A 297-nucleotide genomic window follows, 5' to 3' on the forward strand; every position below is an offset into this window, starting at 1 on the left:
TGAGGCAGCCGGACTTGCCGGAGCCGGTGGCCCCGCCGATGAGCAGGTGGGGCATGGCGGCCAGGTTGCAGGTCACCGGCCGACCGTCGATGTCGCGGCCCAGCGCGACCTGTAGGCGGTGCCCGTCGCGGGCGGACCGGGAGCGGATGACATCGCCGAGGGTCACGACCTCCCGGTCGGTGTTGGGCACCTCCACGCCGATCGCGCTCTTTCCCGGGATGGTGCCGACGATCGGCACCTTGTTGGTGCCCAGGGCGTAGCCGAAGGTCTTGGCCAGTCCGGTGATCTTCTCGACTT

The 297-nt window shown here is 70.0% G+C and carries 1 protein-coding gene; it reads right to left on the reverse strand.

The window, feature by feature from the left end; genetic code table 11:
* Positions 1–297, reverse strand: a 297-nt coding sequence (locus SALPAC6_RS31435; RefSeq protein WP_033774670.1) for a DNA translocase FtsK, incomplete at both ends; no start/stop codon positions are given.

This window comes from Salinispora mooreana (assembly GCF_000379065.1).
Classification (GTDB): Bacteria; Actinomycetota; Actinomycetes; order Mycobacteriales; family Micromonosporaceae; genus Micromonospora; species Micromonospora mooreana.